The sequence below is a fragment of the Lacipirellulaceae bacterium genome (genome assembly GCA_040218535.1).
Taxonomy (GTDB): domain Bacteria; phylum Planctomycetota; class Planctomycetia; order Pirellulales; family Lacipirellulaceae; genus Adhaeretor.
Genome location: JAVJRG010000012.1, coordinates 1,021,636 through 1,040,336, shown reverse-complemented (window position 1 = coordinate 1,040,336; position 18,701 = coordinate 1,021,636). Strand labels below are relative to the sequence as shown.

Annotated in this window: 14 protein-coding genes; 4 read left to right on the top strand and 10 right to left on the bottom strand. The window is 55.1% G+C overall.

The window, feature by feature from the left end; genetic code table 11:
- The first annotated feature begins 106 nt into the window (after positions 1-106).
- Positions 107-640: a hypothetical protein gene (locus RIB44_18235; protein ID MEQ8618515.1), complete on the top strand. Its 534-nt coding sequence runs from the start codon at positions 107-109 to the stop codon at positions 638-640.
- A gap of 127 nt (positions 641-767) precedes the next feature.
- Positions 768-1,367, top strand: coding sequence for a hypothetical protein (locus RIB44_18230; GenBank protein MEQ8618514.1), 600 nt, complete (start codon positions 768-770; stop codon positions 1,365-1,367).
- Here the strand turns inward: RIB44_18230 and RIB44_18225 are convergent.
- Entirely contained in the window at positions 1,357-2,067 is a 711-nt protein-coding gene (locus RIB44_18225) for a 16S rRNA (uracil(1498)-N(3))-methyltransferase (protein MEQ8618513.1), read from the bottom strand. The genes RIB44_18230 and RIB44_18225 overlap by 11 nt on opposite strands.
- A gap of 135 nt (positions 2,068-2,202) precedes the next feature.
- Between RIB44_18225 and RIB44_18220 the strand changes: the two genes are divergently transcribed.
- Entirely contained in the window at positions 2,203-3,033 is an 831-nt protein-coding gene (locus RIB44_18220) for an AAA family ATPase (GenBank protein MEQ8618512.1), read from the top strand.
- A gap of 72 nt (positions 3,034-3,105) precedes the next feature.
- On the opposite strand, the gene RIB44_18215 is transcribed toward RIB44_18220, so the two are convergent.
- From RIB44_18215 to RIB44_18175, 9 genes are all read right to left on the bottom strand, one after another.
- The gene (locus tag RIB44_18215; GenBank protein ID MEQ8618511.1) at positions 3,106-4,725 is read right to left on the bottom strand and encodes a hypothetical protein; all 1,620 of its coding nucleotides are present in this window, start codon (positions 4,723-4,725) and stop codon (positions 3,106-3,108) included.
- 77 nt (positions 4,726-4,802) lie between these two features.
- Positions 4,803-5,219: a response regulator gene (locus RIB44_18210; protein ID MEQ8618510.1), complete on the bottom strand. Its 417-nt coding sequence runs from the start codon at positions 5,217-5,219 to the stop codon at positions 4,803-4,805.
- A gap of 1 nt (position 5,220) precedes the next feature.
- Positions 5,221-6,564, bottom strand: a complete 1,344-nt coding sequence (locus RIB44_18205; protein ID MEQ8618509.1) for an ATP-binding protein — start codon at positions 6,562-6,564, stop codon at positions 5,221-5,223.
- Between the two features lie 245 nt (positions 6,565-6,809).
- On the bottom strand, positions 6,810-7,532 hold the full coding sequence (locus tag RIB44_18200) for a YebC/PmpR family DNA-binding transcriptional regulator (protein MEQ8618508.1): 723 nt from the start codon (positions 7,530-7,532) through the stop codon (positions 6,810-6,812).
- 50 nt (positions 7,533-7,582) lie between these two features.
- Positions 7,583-8,221, bottom strand: coding sequence for a hypothetical protein (locus RIB44_18195; protein ID MEQ8618507.1), 639 nt, complete (start codon positions 8,219-8,221; stop codon positions 7,583-7,585).
- A gap of 27 nt (positions 8,222-8,248) precedes the next feature.
- Positions 8,249-12,388: a hypothetical protein gene (locus RIB44_18190; protein ID MEQ8618506.1), complete on the bottom strand. Its 4,140-nt coding sequence runs from the start codon at positions 12,386-12,388 to the stop codon at positions 8,249-8,251.
- 178 nt (positions 12,389-12,566) lie between these two features.
- A complete protein-coding gene (gene xdhC, locus RIB44_18185) occupies positions 12,567-13,355 on the bottom strand; it encodes a xanthine dehydrogenase accessory protein XdhC (GenBank protein MEQ8618505.1) in 789 nt (262 codons plus the stop codon).
- A gap of 10 nt (positions 13,356-13,365) precedes the next feature.
- A complete protein-coding gene (xdhB, locus tag RIB44_18180; protein MEQ8618504.1) occupies positions 13,366-15,723 on the bottom strand; it encodes a xanthine dehydrogenase molybdopterin binding subunit in 2,358 nt (785 codons plus the stop codon).
- A gap of 1 nt (position 15,724) precedes the next feature.
- Complete coding sequence (locus RIB44_18175) at positions 15,725-17,218, bottom strand: FAD binding domain-containing protein (protein ID MEQ8618503.1); 1,494 nt, start codon at positions 17,216-17,218, stop codon at positions 15,725-15,727.
- Positions 17,219-17,445: 227 nt separating this feature from the next.
- Here RIB44_18175 and RIB44_18170 point away from each other — a divergent pair, with 227 nt between their 5' ends.
- Positions 17,446-18,696, top strand: coding sequence for an allantoate amidohydrolase (locus RIB44_18170; protein MEQ8618502.1), 1,251 nt, complete (start codon positions 17,446-17,448; stop codon positions 18,694-18,696).
- Positions 18,697-18,701: the final 5 nt, after the last annotated feature.

The window sequence follows — 18,701 nt, the reverse complement described above, 5'->3', positions numbered from 1 at the left end:
CGCACCAGCCGCTGCGAATTCGACTCTAGCTTGCAGGTCGACTTTGCCGATTGGTCAAGAAGTGCAGGCAGTAGGTCTGCGTTCACTTTCGAGAAGGAGCTTTCCAATGCGTATTGTTGCTGGTGCCTTGACTGTCGCTGTTTGCTTTCTGGCGACTATTGCTCATGCGCAGCAAGGGGCGACCTTCGGGGGCAGATCCTTTGGTGAAGCGACTTTCGGCTCAACGACGGGCCACAGTAATCCCGCGCAGAGGTATTTCGGCACCAGTGGTGCCGTAGCAACACCGCAGACGCCGCGCAGACCGGCTTTCCGTCAGCCACCGGTTACGCGACCAACGACACGAACCATTAGAAAGCCCTTCGAGAATGTGACTCCGCAGTCAAATCTCAGCCCGTACTTGTCGCTCGATCTGCTGGCCTCACCCAACGCGATTCCCAACTATCATGCTTACGTGCGACCACAACTTGAGCAGAGCCACCAGCAGCAAAAGCAGAATGCCCAAATCCAGCGACTCCAGTCGCAAGTCTCTGCAGTCAACCTTCCCGGTGCTCCCGCAGCTACGAATGGGGTGCCCACGACGGGCCATAGCACTCAGTTCATGAACGTAGGCGGCTATTACTCGCAGCCGCAACGCCGCTGATCCGCTGCCTAGTCCCTCGGGGCCAAAACTTGGTATCCCCTATTGGCTTGGGTTAGAATAGATGAATCATTGACGCCGAGCAGTTCTGTCTCGCACTCATCTTGCCCAGATCTTGTGAATGAACACCATGCTGACTAAGCGACTTTCTGCCGCAGTGAGTTATCTTCTCGCTGCAGTGATTCTTGTTGTACTCAACCCCACATCTGACGCCCAAGATCAGAAGCAAGATACCATTTCAACCGCAGCGGATGGCTCTGAAAAAGTGTGTGCAGAGATCGTCGACCCGCAAGGTGCGCGGCTTGAAGAGTTGGAAAAGACCTTGAGCGGTGCCGCACTCGTCGGGCGATTTACCGACAGCAGCAAAGCTGACGGATTGCCGACCCCTGAACGTTATGAACTGGCCGCAGTGAAACACTTGGGCAACAATCAGTGGCTGTTCAAAGCACGAATCCGATACGGCGAGCACGACGTCACCGTGCCGCTTACGCTCCCAATTCTCTGGGCGGGCGATACGCCCGTGATTACGGTGGACAAGGCTCCCGTGATTGGTCTGGGGCAGTTTGACGCCCGGGTGATGATCTTTCGCGATCACTACGCTGGCTACTGGAGTGGAGGAGACCACGGTGGCCACTTGTTCGGGAAAGTCGTCCGTGAACGAAAGGCGGAAGCCGCTGCTCCTGAAAAGGTGAAGCCGGCAGCAAATCCAAAACCGGCTGTCAGCCAGTAATCGCTGAGATGAGTTTCAACGCAGCTGTCTCGACACGAAGAATCCGCGGCCCGAGGTCAACAACTCGCCAGCCGGATCGCTGAGCAATCTCGATTTCTGCCTCGGAGAAACCACCCTCGGGGCCAATCGTTAGCCGGATAGGACCTCCCTGTACTACAATTGCGTTCTCGATGAGTTCACCGCCCGGGTGCGCGATTAGTTGGGTCGTTTTCTCTTCTTGAGAGCTTTGGATCCAAACCTCGAACGAGGTGAGGTTTTCGATCTCCATCAATTGATTCCGCCCGCACTGCTTACTCGCTTCAATCACATAGCGATGCAGTTTCTTGTGCGAATCTCGCTTTGCTTTGACGTCCCAGAATTTGGTGGATAGCGGCACCAACCGACTGACACCTAGCTCAACGCACTTTTCGACCAACCAACGAGAGCGGTCCCCTTTGGGCATCGCCACGCCGAGTTCAAGCAGAAAAGGCAACTCCCGGTTCACTTCATCAAGCGAAAGGACCTCCAGGACTACCTCCGCACGACGGCATTCGGCAACTTCGCACTGGAATTCCTGACCGCTCCCATCGAAAACCGTTAGTGAGTCACCTGTCTGCACTCGCAAGACGTGTAGCAAGTGATGGGCCTCTTGCCCCTCGATGGTCACCGCCCGGTCGACGACGGGTCGTGAGGAGTAGCAGCGGCGAAGTAGTGTTGGCATAGATCCGGAAAGAGCGCTTTTTTTGAGACTGCTAGCACGGAGCAAGCGAAAGTTCCGCTGGCAGAAACGACGATGCTGGTAGAGGGACTCGATAGAATTTACCCTTCAACCTAAGCCTTTCTCTGTAGGTCTTCAATGTCCGTCGAATCGGCCATCCATTCTCCCAACTATTGGAGTTTCTGGGGACTTGAAAGGCCGCCCTTCGCGAGCGGGCTCCAGCCGGCGTTTCATCACGAGACCGCCGGACTCGCTGAGGCTGAAGCTCGACTGAGGTTCTTAGCAAGCGGCACCAGGCAAGCAGCTTTGCTGTTGGGCGAGAGGGGGTCTGGGAAAACGCTCCTGGTGAACCGCTTCGCGCAGACTTCACGGGGTCAGAATCGCTCGGTCGCCGTGGTTGACGCAGCAGGGCTTTCGCCGACTGAGCTGCTCTGGCAAACGTCCTCAGCATTGGCCATCGGGCCTGGAAAACACGAAACTCAGGTCGCTCTCTTTCGTCAACTCGCCGACTTTGCGTTCACGCATGGTACGAACCCGCCGACGATCTTGATCGTCGATAATGCCGACCAAGCCGGACCCGATCTCCAAACGCAGCTCATCCGGCTTATGCGGCTACCTGCTCCAGCCAATTGGTTGGCGTTGGTACTGGTCTCTGAGACTCAGGCGGCTGGCCGACTTCAGGCTTCGCTGTTAGAGGCAGTGGACCTGCAGATCGATCTTGAGAACTGGACCGAGGAAGAAACGATCGGCTACCTACAGATGGCCCTCTTCGAGGCCGGCTGCGACCGTCCCGCGTTTGATCAAGAGGCTTTGGGAGCCCTTCATGCTTTGGCTGAAGGAATCCCCCGCCGCGTGAATCGCCTTGCCGAACAAGCTCTGATTGCTGGTGCCGCGGAGCAAGCGGAACAAGTTCGGGTGGAAACGATTGAAGCTGCTTTCGCGTCACTGAGCTTCGTTGCCGCCAACTAAGTGCCTAGAAGCGTTCTCCTACCCTCACCCTAGCCCTCTCCCGCAAGCAGGAGAGCGGACTTAAGATGGACACTAAGGCTGAGCAACTGCTTCGCCCTCGTCCTCGCCGAGCAGGTCTTTGATGTCACGCATGGCCTCGCTGAGAACATCAATCTGTTTCTCGAGTGCTTTCTGATCGATATCGACACGTTTGATGATATTGTTACTTGACGAGAGAATGGTCTCAGCGGACGTGCGAATCTTATCGAGGTTCTCAGCCCGTTTCTGAATATCGGGAATGGCCTTATCGATGGGTGTCCAATCGATCAAGTCCCGCTTCGGGCTGGCATTGGCCCGCAAGCACATGGCGCGGCTGATTTCCAATGCCGCCTTGAAGTAGGCATCGGTTTGTGGATTCTCAGCGTCCCACACCACGCAGACATCGTTGCCGTACCTGGCAACCGGCTCCAATCCCTCAGGCGCAGTACGCGAGGAGAAAACGAATACCCCTTGCTGGGCATCGCGGTTGGGGCGGGCTTCGGCTAATTCGTCGAGTGCTTTGCGGAGAGCATAACTAGCATCTTCTTTTGCTTCGACGACAATTCTTGCCCCAGCAGCGGCGTGTTCGGGGCCAAGTTGAATGACCGCGTCCCCCTTCTTGCAGTTCTTTTTGAGCCCTGTGCTATTTCCAGTTGCCTCTGCCGTATCGCCGCGTTTTTGAGCCTCGTTCTGGACGAACGTAAACACAGCATCCTCGAACGTGTGCCCGTGAATCGTGCTCCGCTGTTCTTCCTCTCGTTTCGTGCTGAGTTTCTCAAGGGCGATTTTCACTTCTTCTTGAAACTCCGCGTTTGTCTTGACGTGAGCTTCTAGGATTGTCGTTAGCTCGCCCTTCATCCGCTTGAGTGCCGACTGATCGTTATCGAGTGAGAACTCACGCGTGATCGTCTCCTGAGCTTTGCTAACCCGTTGCACGAGCCGATTGAGAGCCGAATCCTCTTTATCCAACGAAAACTCTTTGATCACCTCGTCGATTTTGCCCTGCAGATCCTTCGACAGGCTGCCGTGTTTATTGGTGAGTTGCTCGATCAGGCGTGTCAACGCGCTCTGCGGATTGTCGAGCGAGAATTCTTGAAGAATGCGCTCACGTTGTTTGCCGAGTTCGGTTTCGACGTTATTGCGAAGGGTAGCAAGCAGCCCTTGTGATTGGTCGGGGCTGAGCAGTTTCATCAAGGGGCTCTGCTCGCCGAAGTGCGAGAACAGTGTCTTCGACAACTGCGAATCTTCCCCGTCAAGCGAACTCGCCAACAGTGTCGAGAGTTCTCCATCTTTGCTGGTGAGCTGTTGCACGCGCCGATTGAACTGGCCGCTCTCTGGGTCGAAATAGTGTTTCAGCGCTCCGGCGAGCTTCTCTTGAGCCCCCCGACTATGGTCCTCCAACTGACGACGCATCGTATCCAGCAGGCGATCGGTTTCGCGCTTGATGTAATCTGCGTCGAAAGCGCTCGAGGCACGTCGCAGAGCGAGTACCCCGATTTTCAATGCTTCCAAAGCAAATTCGTCGCGGTCCGCGCCTTCGCGATGCTGAGTCAGCTCGCGAATCGTGTCGGGATCGATCACCTTCAAGTCGAGATGAACGGCGAACGGCAGCGTCGGTTCTTCGTGCTGGGCTTCGGCAGAATAAGACTCAGCGTCTTGCAATACTCGCGACATTCGGGGGATCCTTCCTGATGATGAACAGGCGTCTACCCATCAATATGTCACGCTTTGCCATTTATCGCAAGTCGCCCTCAGATTGCGCACTGCTCTCCCTCAAATCGCATAGCCTGGAGGTCGTCGTAGGCCACCTTCAGTCGCTCGATGTCTTCCTCACGGATAGGCTTGAGGAGATAATCCTTGACGAACTGATAGCTCATCGCGTTGACGCGGTCTTCTTTTTGATCGGAGCTCGTCAGCATCGCCACGACGGGAATTTCTGATGGGCAGAACTTGGAGTATTCCTTCAAGAACTCATGGCCATTCATACGTGGCATGTTGATGTCCAGCAGAATGACGTCGGGAGGGGTTTCAGCTTTCTCTAGAACCTCTAGAGCCTCAACACCATCAAAGGCACTAAGTAGCTCATAGTCACATCTCGTTTTCGCGAAGACACGCTCGCAAAGGTAGTGGAATACCTCATCATCATCAACTACAAGAACAGTCTTCATCTTATGCCCCTAATGATGGAAATGAAATGTCGAATTGAGAACCCTTTTCTAACGCCTTGAACGAAACGTCACCATCCATGGCAGCAGCATTCTTCGATACCAGATACAAGCCTAAGCCCGTTCCAAACGCAGCCCGGGGATGGAATCGCTGAAACATGCCGAAGAGCTTATCGTGGAAAGCCTCGTCGATTCCCAGGCCGTTATCCGCAATGGAAATTTTCACCTCTGCCCCCACTTTGGCAGCGTCGATACTGACCCTTGATTGCTTCTCATCCGGGTCACGGTACTTTAATGCGTTTGAGATAAGATTATCTAAGGATTGTTTGAGATAAACTCGTTTGTTCCGTACCGCTAAGTCTTTCGGGCAGTAGATCTCGAAATCAACTTCTTCGAATCCATCCATGTTTCGTACCGTTTCCATGGATTGCTCAAGTAATTTGGAAACGAAGAATACTTCGGGCTCAGCATCGGTCATCTGGTTTTTAATAAGGCTTACAATGTCTTCAATCGTCCCTGCAACCTTAGCGAGAGAATCGGAGACCCGTTCGAGGCACCCAGTAGTCGTCTCGTGGTCTCCCAAATCAAGCGAATCTCTCGCGATCTCAACGACGCCAGTAGCTGCTACTACCGGCGCTCGGAGATCATGAGAGATTCGATACGAGAACTCCATCAGCTCTGTGTTTGACTGTTCGAGACGCTTCTGGTTCTCGGTGACAAGCTCGATGGTCGGCTTGAAGATTGCAAAGGCCATGACCAGCAGTGCAGCGATCGACAGGAGTGCAAGAACGAGTAAAACGATTTGAAACGTCGAGAGCTTCGAATCGTAGAGGTCTTCCAGTGCTTCAACGTAGGCATCGAGTTTCGCCAACAGATTGCCATCGGCGGCCGTTTCTACGAGATCTTCGATCACCAGAGATGGCTCTGCTGCTGTCTTGTTGATTAACGAACGAGCAAGGTCCAAGTAGCCCAGCACGGACTCATCGATTCCGTCACTTCCAGCGAACAGCGATTGGAGTTCTGGAGCCGCTGTCGCACTCTCCCGCAGACGCTCGTGTGCTGCGCTCATCCGTTTGATAGCGCTGTGCAAATCGATCAGTGTGCTCTGGGCTTCAGTACCTTCACCCGACGCATCTAAGCGGGAGGCAAGCAGGGCGATTCGCTGTGACAGCATCCGCTGACGACCGCTGATATTGATCAGATACCCATCGTGATCACTCTTGTGCAACTGCCAGTGCACCGCCAGAAACGAGCCGACAGTGGTCGCAACCACAATCAGAAGCGCGACCACGAATCGACGGCTAAGTGACCGGCGCATGGCTAAAGAATTAAGGATATGTACGCTCATCGTCTGCCCCTACGCGTAACACGGTGAAACCCAGAGAAATATGCGTTACCCCCTGGCGGAAGCAAGCAGCGAGAGCGAGTTTTTCAGGGCCTAATCGCTATCTCCCGCGCATCTGGAACACGCACGAAACCGAGTGGGTTTATGCCCTAAGGCAAGACGGTGGATAACAACTACGTCTTGCGGTACTGCCCCGAAATTAGCAGAAATGAGCTGACAGCAGCTGCATGTCGCAACAAGCTGACGCGTTAGCTAGGCAGGACGCCATTGTGATACACATCCTGCACATCCTCGCACTCTTCCAGCATTGCCATGAACTTTTCGAACGTGGGCACCTCGTCGGCGGGGATATCAACAGTGTTCAATGAAACGTAGGTGATTTCGGCGACTTCAAACTCCGCTTCGGGCATTGCGTCCGTGAGTGCCTGGCGTGCCTTGTCGAACTCAGTTGCTGGGGCGAAGGCGGTCACCTTTCCTTCTTCGCACTCGACATCGTTCACGTCGACGTCGGCGTTCAGCAAAACTTCAAGAACCGCGTCGCCATCGTCGCCTGGGAATGAGAACACTGCCAGATGCTCGAACACATGGGCAACCGACCCCTGAGCGCCAATCTTACATTTAGCCTTCGTGAAGCAGTTCCGTACATCCGTGATCGTCCGGTTGGCATTGTCCGTGAGGCAATCAACGATTACTGAGCACCCCCCAGGGCCAAAGCCTTCGTACCGCGAGGCGGAGTAGTCCTCGCCGCCCACGCCTTTCGCCTTTTCAATGGCCTTGTCGATGACATGCGCCGGAACCTGATCGCGTTTGGCTTTATCAATCAAATTGCGCAGCGTCAGGTTGTTCTCAGGGTCCGGCCCGCCGCTCTTGGCCGCCACGTAGAGTTGCTTGCCGTACTTCGAGTAGACCTTGGTTTTTGCCGCGGCCGTCTTGGCCATTGAGGATTTGCGGACTTCGAAAGCTCTTCCCATGAGAGTTAATTTCCTCAGTAAGTTCGTTAGTCTGATTCTGAATTCACGCATTAACCGGATTGGTCATTTATGAAACGTTGGAGCTCGGATACGTTTCTCCACCAAGTACGGTGTTTGCGTATCGAGGCCCAACGTTGCTCTTCTTCTTTGACGTGCACTTCGAACTCCTTTGGAGACCATTCATACTTCTCACGGTAGGTTGCCAACCCCACGTAGAGGGCCTCGAAAGGATGCCAGTAGATAAGGTCGCAATCAGAGATGATTGCTGATCGCTTGTTCGCTGTTTGTGGAGTCCACAATCGCATGAAGTCATTACGAATGTCTTCGGAAACGCATGCGACCGACATTAAGGTGCGATTCTGCGATGTTGTTTTATAACGCTCTGTACAATATCGATTCCAATCTGGCCTTCGCTCCAAAGACCACTCTTTGCCACCATTGCTGGTGAAGAGAAAATATTTGCGATGTTCGCATGTTTTAGTTGTTAGAATCTCTCGATCAAGCAAGGAATCAAGGGTGCATTGCAGATTCTCATCACTTAAATCGTGGGAGTAAGGTAAGTTCCATCGGACTCTAAAGCCCGTGTTTCGCAAAGTTTGAAACTCGCATGCACTATCAAATAACGCATCGAGAACAATAAGCTCACTCTCCAGGAGCGAAGTAGCGTTTGATCTAAACGGCAGTTTCATTACTAAACAATAGTGTGTTTCATGCAATTAGCTTTCTTTCCCCGACAACTGCTCTAACAACTCGCTCCAAGAGAGTTGCACTTGTCCAATTCTTCGAGCCAATCGGTCCGAAGAAGAAACGTGACTCATGCGAGAACGGGCCTCGGTGACTTCTTCTTCGAGGGCAGTCAGCCAATCTGGTGCCTCGAATCCGGCGCCGTGAGGTTGGCTGGCAAGTCCGGCGATTTCTTGCTCTAGGGCTGCAAACGCCAAGCGTTTCTCCTCAGCATCTGCACTCATCGCAGGACCGACCAAGGCGCGAACTTGGTCGATCACCAGCGGACGGATAAACCGTTCTTCTAAGCGATCGGAAATCGTCGGCAACTGCATCCCATATTGTTCGCCAAGTTGAATCAGCCGTTGGAGGTGATCTTCAGCGACGTCATTGGTCCGTTCGACGAAGGCCTGCCGCCACATCTCAGCGGCTAATGTGCGACCATGCCTCACAAGGATCTCGTGAGCCCAGACGACGGGCCTTAATTTCCAGGCAACCCGGTCATACTCAGCCCGCAAACGAATGAAATCGACAAAGTTATACAGCAGCTCGCCGTGATCGCTTTGCGTTGTCGTCGTGTTGTAATCCCGATAGGCGCGATAGTTCTCGACAACGATTTCTAGTGTCAGCGTCAGCATTTCGACAACAGCCTGTCGAGGAGCACCGTCGGCGAGGTCGGTCAGTAGCTTGATCTGCTCGATGGCGTCAGGGTTCTCCTCGAGTTGCGCGAGCCAGGCGTCGACCCCCTGGTGCAAAATCCCCCTGAGATTGCCAAGGCTGCCCAGGAACTTCTGCGTGAAGAGTTGCTCTCCATAGGCTTCAACAAACGCTTTGAACTTTTCCCAATCTTCCTCATCCCCAAGTCGCTCGACGACACTCAGACGTAGGGTATGGCTATGATCCAACCAACGGTCAAGCTGCCGTTCGGTAAGCATCTGCAACGCATCGACGAGCATGTGGTCCGCTTGGCGAGCTCGTTCAGGTGGAATGCGGTTGTCCCACGCCTCTGCCGAAGCGACCATCGAGCGGACGATCGCCTGATAACCGTTCTCAAACAGGCGATCGAACTCCGTGACCGCGCTTTCCATGGGAAAGTCTTTCTCTAGTTGCTGGGCTAAATCGAGCAACTGGCAAGTCTCTCGCACCATCCCTAGCTTGGGAAGCCACCCGAGCAAGTCGTGAAGTAATCGTTGCAGTCCGCGTGTCGCGACAATTTTACGAGGCTTCCCTCCCCGTGAGTGAGGCACGTACAGCAGCGGCCGCTTCGAGAGCACCTCCAGAAAGAAAGGCCACACTTCGCGAACGCCTGCGGTATCTCCCGCCAAGACAGATCGCAGCAGGGGTATCGCTACCTGATCAATTTCTGCATCAAACGTCTGTTTCGGTGCTGACTCTTGCTGCACGTCTTTTCCGCGAGAGGCCATTAGCAAGCGGGCGGCGACCGCGGTTTCGACACAAGTACCGATAATCGCTTGAACAAGTTGTTCCTTGATCATTCGCAAACGATCGTATTCGACGAGCGATTCGTGCGAGGGAGAGGGCTTTGCGAAACGATACTCGTGGACCGACTCCAACAGTTCAATCAGGCGTCGATAATTATCCGCAGCTTGGTGCAACCAACTATCGAAGGTCTCGCGGCGATCCTCACCGTTGCCACCCCAAGTGATCGCCGTGTGCTTCCATAATCGAGCAACCGTGTTGAGGAAGCTCAGCCGCTGATCGATGCGGTCGGCTTCATATTCCCACTCGGTGTAAAGCGGGTCGGCTCCATCATCAGCGAGATCTCCCTCGTTGCCATCGTCGGTGCTGTCTCGGTAGACCATCTCCTCATAGGCAGCCCCGAAGACTTCACTTTCTTCCTCATCGTAATCGTATTCGCTGTCGGAGCTCTCCTCGTCATAGGGGTAGTCGTACTCGCCATCGCCCAATTCTCTGTCGAGAGCATCGTCGAGCGCGTCATCGAATTCGTCCGCCAGTGATTCTTCCAAGCCGTCGGTATCGAAGTCCTCGCCGTAGTCGTCATCCTCGCCATCGGGATCGCCAAAAGGAATTTCATCATCGGAGATTCGCCGGGCCGAAGTCGAACCATCCATCGTGAGTTCGGGTGGCTGCCAATACTCCTCGGCATTTGCTTCCAAGTAAGCGAAAAACTTGGCGACTTGAGGCCACCGATCCTTCTCTGAACTCTCTTCGGGAGCCGCATGTTGCTGCGCCTCAACGGTTGCCAGCCAACGGAACGCCAAAGGTCCCAGGTCCGCGTCTCCATCGTCCAAAGGTGTTCGATCTCTCTGATTGACCCACTGCATCATCAAAGCACGCGAGGCAACCGTGTCACCGTGATCGAGCAGCGCTTCGATCACCATCTGAAAAGCTTTGGATGAATCAAACTCTTCGACAAACATCTGCCAAAAGGCGATATCCCCCGAAGCAGCCCCCGCTTTGTGCCAGGCGTTGAGAGCGCCAGAGACGAGGTTGGCCGAGACTTCGATCTCTTTGGCAACGAGTCGGTCGACGCCTTCAACCGTTGCCGTAGCATGCTGGTCCCACCACCGTGTGAGTCTTTGCAAGATTGATTCGAATAGACGTTCATGTTTCGAGTCGTCGACGGCCGCAGCTTCGCTCCAAGCGCGGGCCGCTAGGTCGAGGATTTGTCGGACAAGCTCGATCAGCTCATCAACACGCCAGTCATGGACAGTGTTCTCAAGCGCTGGAAACAAACTAAAGTTGGCGGCAAAACCCACGACGCTCCAGGGGTCGACGAGCGCTCCGCATTCGATCGCACGATGCAATAGGTCTTCAATCTGCAAGAGATCATCGGAAACCAAGTCGAGCTTGCCCGCATCAATCGAATCATGCCCCGAGGTGAGTCGACAATAGAGAGCCGTCAACATCCGTGCTGAAGCGACGCGCACTGAACCCGCCTGCTTCAAGGCTGAGTCTTGGTAACCCATGCGAGCGAACAGTAGCGCGAGGTGAACCCTTTGTAACTGCAAGGCACGTCGCCGCGAAAGTTCGTGATTCAGGTGCTGTCTTGCCGCACCAAACGGCTGCCTCCGCTTTTGCGCATCCTCAAGGAGTCGTTCCCCCAATGCCCCCACGGCACTGGTCAACAATTGTTGATAGAAATCGTCGCGATAAGCAGCGATATGCGGCAGAAGTGTCGAGAGTGTAACCGTTGAGTCGTGGCACCCAGGGGCATCGCCGCTGGTGCCCGACGCCATGAGAATCGTACCGGCGAGCACCGCTGCCGCTTCGTAAAGTCGGTGCTCCTGTTCTTGCGGATCTTCGTTCGCGGCTTCCACGCGCGCGAGCAGTGCGGCAAGCGTCACTTCCTGCATAACAAAACGAGTGTAGTAGCCCGCTCCATCAATGTGGCGAGGATCCCACTGACCGAAATGATGGTTGGGACGACGATTGACGGGATGGTCGAAGTCGTATGCTCGCGGGTCGAGAGCAATCTCCTCAAGGCGATCTAGGTCGAACCAAGCCCGTTGCAGGATCTCTGGATCGGTTTCACGGAGAATCTCCAGTGTACGCGAAAGCAAACGGTCATATCGTCCGGCTGCCACGCCGGCACCACGGACATAGAGGGGAATAGGACGAACGAATTCGTTCGGGTAGGGGTCAGAACGATTCCCCGAGGTCAGCGCCGGTGTCGGACGATAGCCGACGTAGTCGTTCAGCTGGGAAAGAGCCACGGTAACGATCCTGTCCGACTCATCCCAAGACCCACCCTGCCGCAGCAGTGTTTCCCAAGCACGGCCTAAAAAGTAAGGCCGCCACAGGTCTTGTTCTGTCTGATGGTGGAGCAGATCGCGGTGGAATTCTCGATAGGCGGGCAAGAACTCCTTGAACATCAGCTCGACTAATGCAGTCGCTTGTGAGGCATCGCGAAATGCCTTGCCCTCAGCTTGCAGTCGCTGGATCGCACCAGTGAGCCAAACCTTAAGTATTTCCGTCCACTGAGCATCACCGGCAGCGATCGTCTCTGAACCTTCAATCGCTTCAGCAAGCCGGCTCAGATTCTCCAAGAAGTGAGGGTCGCTGTTTCCTGACGAAAAGTTCAGATAACCCACCACCTCGTCCAAGACGGGCTGAAGTTCCACCGCGGGTTGAGGGGATTGCTCACTCACCAATCACTGCCTTCGCTGTTACGTGCCTACCGAACATGTTAAAGCACGCCCAACACAAAGGTCTACCGGTAGGGAACAAGCAGCAATTGCTATCATTCGCGCGATAGTTTTTTAACCACGAATACTCACGAATTACACGAATGGGTTGAGAATTCGTCGATAAAAAATCAATCGATAATTATTCGTGCAATTCGTGGTTCAATTGATCGCGAACCTCAAGGAGTTGCGCCACAATACTCACCGCGATTTCCGCCGGGTGGTTGGAACCAATGGGCAATCCGACTGGGCAGTGGAATTGTACTCGCTCGGCGGAGATGCCCGCCTCAAGAAGTTCTTTGCGAAGGACGGTAGCTTTCGCCTTGCTGCCGATAACTCCTAGGAATGGAAACTGTCGATTCGTCTCGAAGATCGCTTTCAAGACGGGCAGGTCGCTGCTGTGACCGCGCGTCATGCAGAGAACGAAGGTCTCCTCGGGAAGTGTACCGACTTCGTCAGCAGGATTCTCAGTTTCTTTGGTAAGTACACCTTCTGGCAGTTTCGCTAGCCATTCACTCCGAGGATCGATGCACGTGACGCGACAGGCCGGCAAGGTGATGAGCAACCGCGTTAGTGCCTGGGCAACATGACCCGCGCCAAAAACGACAACCTCCCAGCTCGCCACGGCAAAGCTCTGGAAGAAGAGCTTCACTCGACCGCCACAGGTCATTCCCACGTCGGCTTTGAGGCTCCAATCGACGAGAGTCGGCTCGGCCTTCTCTCGCAAGGCGGTTTGAGCTTGCTCGATGGCCTTTGCCTCGATGCGTCCCCCGCCGACGGTTCCGCCTGCCAGCCCTTCTGCCGTGACGAGCATGCGTGCGCCGACGTCCTGTGGCGTTGAGCCTGTGGCTTCCACCAGCGTGACTTGAACGTAGGGCGTTCCTGCGGCAGTAAGCTCTTCACAGCGACTGAGGAAATCTTGATCTCGCATTCCAAGGCACTCACGCAGGAGAGGGCTCTTGAGCAACCGAGGAAGTCATCTCCGTCATGCGCATGAGAAGTTCTTCACCCGTTGCAGGAATTGAGAGCTTCACCGGCTCCTCATTACTAAGAAATGAGAGGGCGTGCTTCGCTGCCATCCAAACACAGACACCAAGCATCAACGGCGGTTCACCTACTGCCTTGCTGCGACGAATGTTCTTCGTGTGTTTCGCGTTTTCAATGAAGTTCACGTTGAACTCACGAGGCAGGTCAGTCACGTTGGGGATTTTATAGGTGGTCGGGCCGGTGGAAAGTAGCCGTCCGTCTTCCTCGTAACGCAGGTCTTCGTTAGTCACCCAGCCGACGCCTTGAATGAAGCCGCCGATCACTTGTCCGCGATCAATGCCTGGATTAATCATCTTGCCGACATCCATCAGCAGATCGGCCCGGTCAAAAACGAGTTCGCCCGTGAAGCGGTCAATCGTGACCTCAGCGATTGCTGCCCCCGTGGTGTAATAGAAGAACGGGTTGCCACGGCCTGTCTCACGGTTGTAATCCACACCAGGCGTTGCGTAGAAGCCACGGGCACCGAGATCGACACGCTCGCGACGGGCACGTGCGCAGAAGTCAGGGAATGCGATCCGACAAGTCGGATCGGGATTACGCGTATCGAAAACATAGCCGCCATCAATGCGAATGTGTGCTGGCGAAGGCGAGTAACCCAGCTCGACATTTGCCAGCAACTCCGCGGCAAACGCCACCATGTTCGCCTTGATCTTCTGACAAGCATCTACTGCCGCGGCACCATTGAGATCCGTTCCCGCGCTGGCAGCAGTGGGCGACGTGTTGTTGTTTTTCTCGGTCGAGGTCACCATCAGTCGTACGTCGTCTGGTGGCAAGCCAAACTCATCGGCGACAACTTGGCGAATCTTGGTGTTCAAGCCTTGCCCCATCTCCGTGCCGCCAGTGGAGACTTGAACGGTACCGTCGGTGTAGACGTTGACCAGGGCATTCGCCTGATTGAGAAACTTCGACGTGAACGAGATGCCAAACTTTACCGCTGAAATGGCGATTCCCTTCAGATGCGTCGGACTCGTCTCGTTAAATTTGTTCACCGCGTCAAGCCGCCGTTGATAATCGGAACTTGCGGCGAGTTGGTCAAACGTTTCCTCCAGAACATGGTCCCGAACAATCTGACCGTAATGGGTCACACTTCGCTCGGGGTCCCCGTCGCGATAGAGATTTTCTCTTCGCACTTCCAAGGCATCGCGTTCGACGACACGAGCGATATCTTGCAGGCAACTTTCAATCACTGCGATTCCCTGCGGTCCGCCAAAGCCACGGAAGGCGGTGTTCGGCGGTAGGTTCGTTCGGCAAACTTGGCCGGTCACGCGCATCTGCGGAATGTGATAAGCGTTTTCCGCGTGAAGCATCGTTCGCTCCAGCACGGCCGTTGAAAGATCGGCAAACGCTCCCCCATTCGAGTAGAACTGAAACTCCGCAGCCAGCAGTCGACCCTGCTTGTTGAAAGCAACGCGATAATCGGAGAGGTACTCGTGCCTTTTACCAGTGATCTGCATATCGACACTGCGTTCTAGGACAAGCCGGGCTGGGCGACCTGTTTGCTGAGCGACCAAAGCAACGGCGACAGCCGTGAGCGCGGACTGCGTCTCCTTACCTCCGAAGCCGCCTCCCATGCGAATGCACTCGCAGACCACTTGGTGGAACTTCAGCCCAAGCGCCTCGGCAACCACCGCTTGCGTCTCGGTGGGGTTCTGCGTCGAGGAAATGACTTTCACATCCTCGGCTTCGCCCGGCTGAGCGATAGCAGCTTGGGTCTCGAAGTAGAACTGCTCTTGCCCTTGAGAGTGAAATTGGCCGCTGAGGGTATGTGGTGCTGATTCGAATGTATCCTCAATCTCTTCTTGACTGACGGTTGCGATCTTCAATTCGGGACCGATGAGAGAATCCGCATCGCGAGCTTGCTCAATCGTGAGAATGGGAGTCGTCGCTTGACATTCGATCTCGACAGCATCTCGGGCTTGTTTGGCAGCCCGCGGATTCTCCGCAGCGACAATCGCTACGGGCTGGCCCAAGTAAGCGATCTCGTCATCAACTAAGAAGGGCTCATCAGGAAAAATCGGTCCAAAGTGGTTTGGTACCTTAAGGTCTTCATGCGTCAGAATACAAACGACGCCGGGAAGCTCGCGTGCCTTCGCGAAATCGATGCTACCGAGCTTGCCTGCTGACACAGGGGCGCCAACCAGCTCAATGCACAACTCTCCAGCTAGCCGCGGCAAATCGTCAATGTAACGAGCCCCACCAGTAACGTGACCAGTAGCAGAATCGTGCGGCAGAGCTTTTCCGACGGATGGCATCCTAGGCAACCTCCACACGAGTCGAAGGCGAAAGATCGTAGTAGCATTTCGCGAACAGGTTCTCGACCAGTTGCAATCGATAGTCCGCACTCCCACGCACGTCGGAGATCGGCGAGATTTCTTCCCGTGCTTTTCGTCCTGCCGAACGCATCGCCTCAAGGTCCAGCGGCTTTCCTTCGATGAGTTCTTCGGCCAGCGGCAATCGGACGACTGTCGGACCAACGCCACCCGTTGCAAGGCAGGCTTCGCGGACCGTATCGCCGTCCATCTCCAACCAAAATGCCAAGGTGACCGTGCTGATGTCCATGTCACGACGTTTTGAGATTTTGTAAAGCTTCAGCCGTATCGTTTCCTTTGGCAAAGGGGTACTGACGCTCACAATCACTTCGTCTGGCTGAAGATCGAGCTGTTTGTAACCTAAGTAGAATTGCTGGATTGGAACTTCCCGTTCGCCACGAACGCTCGCCAAACGGAGCGTTGACTCGGCGACATAGTGGAACGGTATCGAGTCAGCAATCGGCGAAGCATTGGCCAAATTGCCGACCAGCGTGCCCGCGTGGCGAATCTGCGGGCTGCCAAAGCGCGTGATGATGTCGTAGTACTCGGGGAGTTCTTCCCGTGAGAAGGCTTCAATCTCCGCCCAAGTCACCGCAGCACCGATCACGAGGTTGCCGTCGATGACTTCCAACTGGTTCAGCTCGGCGACGCTCTTGGTAAACAGAATATCGCGAGGCGAAATCTTGCCATGGTTGTGCTGCACGCCCAAGTCCGTCGCGCCGCTCACGAGCGTTGCCTCAGGTCGATCCGCGCGGCGAGTGAGAAGCTCCTCAAGCGTTGTTGGCAAGTAGATTTCAGGAGGAGCCTGTCGGATTGCATGACCGTTGGCTTCGACCGACGTCGGCGGATTAACGTGGACTATCTCCGCCCCCAGCGACTTGAATTCTGACAGCATTGATGCCGTGTCGTAACGATCAGCAATACTCTCTACCGTGGAGGGATCAAAGGCCTGTCCCGCGTTGATGATTTGTGAGTACCCCGTACAACGGCAGAGGTTGCCCGAGAGACCAAGCCGAAGCTCATCTTCGGTGAGTTGTCCAGTCACATTGCGTTGTTCTTCGCAGAGGCCATGCATCGTCACGACGAACCCCGGCGTGCAGAATCCGCACTGGCTGCCGTGGCAATCAACCATGGCCGATTGAACTTCCGTCAGTTGGTCATCACGCTGCAAACCTTCAGCGGTAACAATGTGCTTGCGGTCCATCTGGTAGATGAAGGCAATGCAAGCATCAATCGACTGGTAGTCAAACCGCTCATGCGATTCGTCCGGCGAGCCCACAAGAACTGAGCAAGCGCCGCAGTCACCCTCGGCGCAAACGATTTTCGTACCGGTTAGCCGCAGATCGTCGCGAAGGTAATCCGAAAGCGTTAAAGCCGCAGCCTGACCACGAACTTCGTGTCGCGTGCCATTGATGAAAAAAACGAGATGGTCTCGCATGACAGTGGTAAATCCAACTGTTAGGGCCGAACGCCTTCAGGCTTCAAGCACAATAGTTTCTTTGCAATGACCGCCTCAGCTCCCGGATACCATCCGCAGGCCCTGGTAGAGGACACGAAATCCTCTACATTCACCACTATAACCATATCCTAGAAGAATGAAAACTTTGGCAGAGGGGAATCACTGCCGGGTATCTATTCCCTGCACTGAAACTCTGAGAACCACCCATGAGCCCGCAGACCGTTGCCTTAGCCGATCTTGTCATGGCGCGGTGCGATGAACTTGGGCACTGTTCGGAAGAGCCGGGCCAGATCACACGACGATTTCTCTCTAAGCCCATGCATGATGTGCATGATCGACTCGCCGCTTGGATGCGGTCCGCTGGTCTGTCGACGCGCATCGATAATGCGGGGAACCTCATCGGGCGTCTTGAGGGCCAATCAATCACTGCTGGCGAGTCTCCAAGGACTTTGCTGCTCGGATCGCATCTCGATTCAGTGCCCGGGGGTGGTCGCTACGACGGCGTGTTGGGCGTGCTGCTCGGCTTAGCATTGATTGAAGCGCTCGAAGGTGTGAATCTCCCCTTCCATCTCGACATCATTGGATTCAGCGAAGAAGAGGGGGTGCGGTTCAGCAAGCCGTACCTTGGCAGTAGCGCGGTAGCCGGACGCTTTGAGACTGAGTGGCTGGAGCGTGTTGATGCTGAGGGAACCACGCTACGCGAGGCGATTGTTGAGTTTGGCCTCGCACCCGATTGTTTAGGTGACGCGGCTTACAGCACTGAAGAGGTGATCGGGTTCATCGAACCGCATCTGGAACAGGGCCCCCTGTTAGAGTCGTGTGGCTCACCGGTAGGACTGGTAACCGCTATCGCTGGACAAAGCCGACTCCGGTTGGCGTTCACCGGACAGATGGGCCACGCCGGGACGACCCCCATGCAAGGCAGGCACGACGCTCTGGTGAGTAGTGCTGAGTTCATCCGCGCCGTCCGAGAACTTGGCACGCGAGTCGAAGGTCTGAGAGCGACGGTTGGCCGCCTGAAGGTCATGCCCAACGCACCCAATGTCATTCCAGGCCGAGTGGAGCTATCGCTTGACGTTCGTCACGCGGAAGACGAAGTGCGCGAACAGACCGTCACCGAGTTGTTGACCCTTGGAGAGCGTATTGCCAGCGCTGATGGGGTCGAGTTCGAAGTCCTTGAACACACGCCTGAAGCTGCTGTTGCAATGGATTCGCAATTGAGTGACCTGCTAGGCAAAGCGGTAGCCGAGACGGGATATGCCGTTACCGAGTTGCCCAGCGGAGCCGGTCACGATGCCGTGATGATGGCAAAGTGCTTTCCGATTGCTATGCTGTTCTTACGGCATCCTGGAGGCATTAGTCATCATCCTGATGAACGCGTCGAGCGTGACGATGTGGCGGTCGCCTTGGATGTCTTGAGCCACTTCGTCAAACGCCTTGCCCGTTGCGCTGAGTAACCAAC